The 6,364-nt window shown below is 70.5% G+C and carries 7 protein-coding genes; 3 read left to right on the top strand and 4 right to left on the bottom strand.

Features of this window, described 5'->3' with window-relative positions; all coding sequences use genetic code 11:
• Positions 1-917 (top strand): class II fructose-bisphosphate aldolase (gene fbaA / locus AC2VON_RS26060; RefSeq protein ID WP_486955398.1); only part of this gene is annotated, 917 nt, incomplete at its 5' end.
• On the opposite strand, the gene AC2VON_RS26055 is transcribed toward fbaA, so the two are convergent.
• From AC2VON_RS26055 to AC2VON_RS26040, 4 genes are all read right to left on the bottom strand, one after another.
• Positions 914-1,804: an Rv0361 family membrane protein gene (locus AC2VON_RS26055; RefSeq protein ID WP_486955397.1), complete on the bottom strand. Its 891-nt coding sequence runs from the start codon at positions 1,802-1,804 to the stop codon at positions 914-916. The genes fbaA and AC2VON_RS26055 overlap by 4 nt on opposite strands.
• Before the next feature lie 99 nt (positions 1,805-1,903).
• Positions 1,904-2,152, bottom strand: coding sequence for a type II toxin-antitoxin system RelE family toxin (locus tag AC2VON_RS26050; protein ID WP_486955399.1), 249 nt, complete (start codon positions 2,150-2,152; stop codon positions 1,904-1,906).
• Positions 2,153-2,239: 87 nt separating this feature from the next.
• Positions 2,240-3,031 (bottom strand): site-2 protease family protein, encoded by a 792-nt coding sequence (locus AC2VON_RS26045; protein ID WP_486955396.1) that lies wholly within the window; start codon positions 3,029-3,031, stop codon positions 2,240-2,242.
• A 47-nt stretch (positions 3,032-3,078) separates the two neighbouring features.
• Positions 3,079-3,687, bottom strand: a complete 609-nt coding sequence (locus AC2VON_RS26040) for a peptidase M50 (RefSeq protein ID WP_486955395.1) — start codon at positions 3,685-3,687, stop codon at positions 3,079-3,081.
• Between the two features lie 260 nt (positions 3,688-3,947).
• Between AC2VON_RS26040 and AC2VON_RS26035 the strand changes: the two genes are divergently transcribed.
• Complete coding sequence (locus AC2VON_RS26035; protein ID WP_486955394.1) at positions 3,948-5,870, top strand: hypothetical protein; 1,923 nt, start codon at positions 3,948-3,950, stop codon at positions 5,868-5,870.
• 246 nt (positions 5,871-6,116) lie between these two features.
• Positions 6,117-6,364 (top strand): hypothetical protein (locus AC2VON_RS26030; protein ID WP_486955393.1); only part of this gene is annotated, 248 nt, incomplete at its 3' end.

The raw sequence follows: 6,364 nt of genomic DNA, 5'->3' as shown, positions 1-6,364 counted from the left end.
AAGGCTTCGCCGACGCCGGCAGCGACGGCATCATCCAATTCTCTACCGGCGGAGCGGAGTTCGCCTCCGGGCTCGGGGTGAAGGACATGGTGACCGGGGCGGTGGCGTTGGCTGGGTTCGCCCATGTCGTCGCGGCCAAGTACTCGATCAACGTGGCGCTGCACACCGACCACTGTCAGAAGGACAAGCTGGACGGCTACGTCCGCCCGCTGCTGGCTATCTCGTCCGAACGCGTTTCGGCGGGCAAGGAGCCGCTATTTCAGTCGCACATGTGGGACGGCTCGGCGATACCGATCGATGAGAACCTCGCCATCGCCCGGGACCTGCTCAAAGCGGCGGCGGCCGCCAAGATCGTTCTGGAGATCGAGATCGGCGTGGTCGGTGGCGAGGAGGACGGTGTCGTGGGCGAGATGAACGAGAAGCTCTACTCCACACCGGCGGATTTCGAGAAGACCCTCGATGCGCTGGGCACCGGCGAGCACGGCAAGTACCTGCTGGCCGCAACTTTCGGCAACGTCCACGGCGTCTACAAGCCCGGCAACGTCAAGCTGCGGCCGGAGGTGCTGGCCGAGGGCCAGCGGGAAGCGGCCGTCAAACTTGGCCTACCCGAAGGATCGAAGCCGTTCGATTTCGTGTTCCACGGCGGCTCCGGCTCGGAGAAGTCCAAGATCGAGGAGGCGCTGGGCTACGGCGTGGTCAAGATGAACGTCGACACCGACACCCAATACGCGTTCACCCGTCCGGTCGCGGCGCACATGTTCACCAACTACGACGGGGTGCTCAAAGTCGACGGCGAGGTCGGCGACAAGAAGAGCTACGACCCCCGCGGCTACTTGAAGAAGGCCGAAGCATCGATGACTGAGCGGGTGATCGAAGCCTGCAACGACCTGCACTGCGTCGGTAAGTCGCTGGGCTAACCTGCCTGGGATTGGCAGATCTTCCACTGGTCGTCGCGGTACTGCAGGTCGAAGCTGCGGGTCGACCGCACCTCCGGCGCGTAGGCCATGAACGCTGTGACGTTGGCCTCGGCGTGGTCGCCGTTGACCACAACCTCGTCGATGCTGGTCACCACCGGATACTGCTTGGCCGCCGCTACGCGGCGGTGAGTGTCGTCCCAAGCCTGCTCGTTGTAGTTGACGTAACTGTCGCGGAACGAACCGCAGGTGATGCTGCGCAGCGTGGCCAGATCGCCGTTTTGCACCGCTATGTCGAAGTTCTGGATCGCGGTACGGACCCGATCCTCCTGTGACACCTTCGGGGCACCGCTATGGGTCAGCCAGATCGTGCCCAGCACCGCGATGGCCGCCAGCGTCAAGATGATCAGGGCGAACGCCAGCACCCAACCCCAGCTGCGTGACACCGATGCCGGCAGCTTGCGTGCCAGGTGGGGCGGGATGAGTTGCGGCGGAGCTTTCCCCGATGTCGCCCGTTCAGCCGGTTGGGTGGGGAAGGCCTCCGTGGGCGGTTCCGGCACAGCCTGTATGACCTGGGTCCGCCCGGCATCGAAGCCCGGCGCGGTGAATCGGCGCTCAGGTGGCGTCTGCCCCGGAATCCCGGGCTGGGGTTCGGCCGCGGTGGCCGGTGCTCCGGGTGCTGTGGTGGTGAAAACCTCGGTGGCGGTGGTGGTGTCGGCGTCGTCGGCGGCCACGACGGGATAGGTGTCGGTGGCCTGTTCGTCGAGATGCGGGGTCTGCTGTTCGGCGGCGGGCGCGTCGGCGCCGGCGGTTTCGCTCGTCTCGGCATCGCGAGCTGGCCCGGGCTGGTTTGGCGTGTCGTCGCGCTCGGGCTCCGATGGGTTCGGCATGACTGGCTGCTGTCCTCGCGCTCTGGGGATGGGCTGGCGGTAGTTGGCAGCTTACTGACAAAGCGTGGCAGGGATCGAGTCTGCGGTCAGCCGCCGCGATCATGTGTGGCGATAAGCATGCGCGCGGTGTTCGATGCGACCTAGATAGAGCTCCCGGTCGTCCGTGAGTACGCGAAACGTGACGCGGTAGTTCCGGCGGCGTGCCACGCGCCCTCCCGCGAACTCGAAGCGCAGCGGCTTCGACAACCGGTACGGGTCGGCTGGCAATATGCCGGTGATGAATTCGACGATGGCAGCGGCGGCTTTGTGTGGTAGGCGATCGAGTGCGCGAACCGCCGAGGGCGCCAGCTGGACAGACCAGGGTGTCCTTATTCTGGCTGCTATCCGGCCGGAGTTATAGCTCGATAGTCCCCGAGCCTGGCGGGCGCGGCTGGGTCAGAACCAGGCGCTCCAGAACCGGGTCAGCGCCATGCCCCAGAATGCGAGCTGGCGCGGAACCCCGGACAAGTCGAAGAACCACAGCACGATCGAAAAGAACCAGCGGTTGAGCGCCGGGGAGATCAACAACACCACCAGCGCCAGCAGCCCCCACGCTTTGGCCGGCTCCAGCGCACGCTGGGTGTGCGGGCTCAGGTGCGGTTCCAGCGCGCTGTAGCCGTCCAGGCCCGGCACCGGCAGCAGGTTCAGCGCCAGCGCGGTGACCTGCAAAAAGGCCAGGAATGCCACCCCGGACCAGAACACGGTGTGCGCTGGGTCAAAGCAGATGCGGGTCGCGCCCAGTAGCAGCACGGCCAGCACCAGGTTGGCCGTCGGGCCGGTCAGATTGACCACGGTGCGCCGGACCGGCGTCATGAACGACGTTTGCACATACACCGCCCCGCCGGGCAGGCCGATCCCGCCCAGCGCGACGAACAGCATCGGCAGGCCCAGCGACAGCAGCGGGTGGCTGTAGCGCAGCGGGTTCAGGGTCAGGTAGCCGCGCATCTCGACACCCGAGTCGCCGAATCGCCATGCGGTGAACGCGTGGGCGAACTCGTGCAGGCACAACGACACCGTCCACCCCGAAACCACGAAGACGAACACCGCCAGGTAGGCAAAGGGGCCAATGTCACCCCTGCCGGCATCAGCCAGCCAGGCCAGCACCCCGCCCAGGCCGGTCAACGCCACGATAGCCAGAAAGATCGGGCTGGGCCGCACGGATTGGTTGTGCAGCGAGCGGATGTCCACCGCCTGAAAACTACCGGACGAGATCCGGCCGGCTCGTGGGTGTCTCGTTAACCCACCAGCAGCCAGCCCTCGGTGTGCCGGTAGAACGTCGACCGTCGTACCGGCCGCGGGGCGGGGATTCCGTCGCGGACAACCACCGCACCCGTGGCGCCCAGCTGAGCCGCCCGCCCGAACACCCAGCGCCCGGTCCGCCCGGTCGCGGACACCACGGCGGCGCGCAGGCCGGGCTGCGTCGGCGTCGGCTCGATTCGTACACCGGCTGCGTCGCCGTCGAACAGCACGGTGTCGTCCACCACCGCCTCGCCGTGCACGGCCCCGGCGGCATCGGGCGGGAGCCACTGGCCCGTGCCGACGATCACCCGGCCGGTCTCGTCGCGGATGAGGGGAACCCGCCGCGGCCCGCTGTGCCGGGCCCGGCGAGCCGTCCACCGGTTTGGCACGTAGCCGACCTCGACGTCGAGTCGGTCGGCACGCAACATGCGGGTCAGCACCGTCGCCAGGTTCGCGGCGCCGCCCACCACAATCACCCGGCGACACGCCCCGACCACGGTGTCGATCTCGGCGGGCTCATCGCCGGACCGCACGGTGAGGCCGGTCAGCGAACGAGGTGCGCGCCGCCCCTCGAATACCAACACAGCGACGTCGACGGTGTTCACAACGCTCCTCGCCTTGGGCCACGTAGAGGTGCGGCACGGTCGGCCAGAGAAGGCGATAGCACTGTCGCACGATAACCAATCACTGCGTGGCGATGGCACGCGCGAGCGCCCCCAGCCAGCTACGGTCGTGCTACCGGGCATCACCAAGTGACACTGGGGAGGTCTGACGGATGGGTGGCACGAACCGCGCTGCGGGACGAACCCGCTCCCGCACCGGCAACACCCGCGTTATCGGTGCCGGCACAGCTGCAGGTGCTCTTGTGGCGTTCGGAATGACCCCGCTGGCCGCAGCTGTCGCGCGCTCCGACCCGTGGGATTGGATCCTCGACCTTCTCGACCCCGGCAGCTGGACGTTCGCCGACCCGGGCCAGGCTCTCCAGCCGGATCTGAGTTGGTCGGCTGCCGCTGATCCGGCCGATACCGCCGCGACGGTCGACCAGTTCTTCTACCAGCCGGTTCACCACGTTGTCGAGAGCTGGATCGACAGTGGCCCGGGCAAGCTGGTCGACGGTTTCGTCAACGATCTGGCCGGGCAGTATCTCATCGGAAACGGCGCCCCGGGTGCAGACGGCACCGCCGGCGACCCCACCGGGGGTGCCGGCGGTGCGGGTGGGTTGTGGTTCGGCGATGGCGGTGCCGGTGGCGCCGGGTTCGGCGACGGCGCCGGTGGGGCCGGCGGGGCTGCCGGCGGGTTCGGCGATGGCGGTGCCGGTGGCGCCGGCGGTACCGATGGCGGTGCCGGCGGTGCGGGTGGCGCCGGCGGGTCGTTCATGGGCAACGGCGGTGCCGGCGGTGCCGGTGGCGTCGGAGCTGTCGGTACTGACGGCGGCACCGGCGGTGCCGGTGGTGCCGCGACTGGCTCGTTGTTCGGCAACGGGGGAGCCGGCGGTGCCGGTGGTGACGGGGGCGCCGGCGGTGCGGGTGGCGCCGGAGCTAGCGGGGGTGATGGCGCAGCCGGCGGCGCCGGCGGCGCCGGCGGCCTCAGTTCGTCACGATTCGGCGACGGCGGCGCGGGCGGCAATGGCGGTGCTGGTGGTGCGGGTGGCGCCGGCGGGGCCGGCACCGCCGGTGTGGCCGATGTTCAGGGTGGTGCCGGCGGCACCGGAGGTGACGGCGGCCAGGGCGGTGAGGGTGGTGTCGGCGGTGCCGGCGGCCGGTCGCTGAACGGTGTCACGGGGGCCGACGGTGTCGGCGGCACCGGAGGCATCGGCGGCGACGGCGGCGAGGGTGGCGCTGGTGGTGCCAGCACATCGCTAACCGGCGATGGCGGTGCCGGCGGCGATGGCGGGGTCGGTGGTGCAGGCGGTGTCGGCGGTGGCGGTGTGGACGGCGCGGCCGGTCTGGCTGGTGTGCTCAACGGGGACGGCGGCGACGCCGGCGTTGGCGGCCTGGGCGGCGAGGGTGGTGCCGGCGGTGCTGGCGGCGCGACCACGAATGGCACCGGTGGTTCCGGCGGCATCGGCGGCGGCGGCGGGGCCGGCGGGACCGGCGGTCATGGGGGTAACGGCGGCACGGCCGACCCCGTCACCGGTGACGGCGGCACCGGCGGCAACGGCGGCAACGGCGCGTTCGGCGGCGGTGGCGGCGACGGCGGGGCCGGCGGCGGTGTGGCCGCCGGCGGCTCGGGCACCCAGGGTCTCGGCGGAGCCGGCGGCGACGGCGGGGTCGGCGGAACGGCCGGTAACGGCGGCAATGGCGGCGACGGCATCATCGGCAACAGTGGCGTCGGTACCGGTGGTAACGGTGGCAACGGCGGTGACGTGGGCGACGGTGGCGCCCGCGGTGTCGGCGGTATCGGCGCGGCGTCAGGCCTGGATGGCGCGATCGGCACCGCAGGCTCCGGCGGCGACGGCGGCGACGGCGGCAATGGCATCGGCTCCGTCGCGGGCAGCTCCAGCCCGGATGGCGCCGGCGGCGGCAACGGTGGCAACGGCGGGCCGGTCGGCAACGGCGGCGACGGCGGCGCCGGCGGCGCCGGGCGCTTCTCCGGCGGCAACGGCGGGGCCGGCGGCGACGGCGGCGACGGCGGCTCGGTCGGCAATGTCGGCGACGGCGGTAATGGCGGCAACGGTGGCGACGGCGCGGGCACCGGTGCCGCCGGCGGCGCCGGTGGCACCGGCGGCAAGGCCCTCGGGACGGGCACCGACGGCGCGGCCGGCCAGCAAGGCCGGCCCGGCAGCTGAGACCGACCGCGGCAGGTCGAACACGGCCGCCTGCGGAGTTGTCCAACCATTGCACGGACGTCACGAGATCCGATCCGAACGGCGTGGCTCCTTGCCCGTGGTGTGCAGGTACTAGATCCTCTGTCCATGGATGGCGTCGGGTCTGCCGGCGGCGCCGGGACAAGTTCCTCCGAGAGACCCGTCCGGCGGTCGCGCCGGGTAGACGGACTGACCAGGAGGAGATTCCTCGCCGCGGGTGCCGGCGCGATGGCCGCGGGGGTAACCGCCGGTGCAGTCGCGGGCGCTCGCCCGGCCTCCCAACCGGCCAGGCCGCCGTTACCCACCGGACCTTCGAGCGCACAGGAGGAGGAGGCGCTGGCCGTGTTGGGCAAGACCACGCTGCGCTCTGCAGGATCGCGTCCGTTCCCCGACCTGCCTCCAGGAACGCACGCCCTGCCCCAGATCGAGCACGTCGTGATGTGCATGATGGAGAACCACTCCTACGACAACATCTT

This window comes from Mycobacterium sp. TH-M82 (assembly GCF_057473605.1).
Note: the sequence above shows the minus strand (reverse complement) of the source record. Positions and strands in the feature narration are given on the sequence as shown.